Here is a 247-nt window from a genome sequence, read left to right on the forward strand (position 1 = left end):
GGTACACGGCGGCAAGCTCGCGCGCTATGACTTCGAGAAAGTCCGTACGATGCCTGGGGTACTCGGTGTCGCGGTTGTCGATCCGTCCGAGCAACGCGGGTTCGTCGATCCCGAGCGGGTCCCGTTCCCGATCGCGTTTAGTGCACCGCAAAGCGCGATCGCCGTCATTGCCGAACACTACTGGCAGGCAAGAAAAGCACTCGAGGCCATGCCGATCGAGTGGATCGATGGTCCGGGCGCCCAGTGG

Annotated in this window: 1 pseudogene; it reads left to right on the forward strand. The window is 63.2% G+C overall.

The window, feature by feature from the left end:
• Nucleotides 1-247 (forward strand): annotated as a pseudogene (locus SB679_RS25715) (hypothetical protein); the annotation flags it as partial.

Source organism: Chryseobacterium sp. SIMBA_029, from assembly GCF_046535275.1.
Taxonomy (GTDB): domain Bacteria; phylum Bacteroidota; class Bacteroidia; order Flavobacteriales; family Weeksellaceae; genus Chryseobacterium.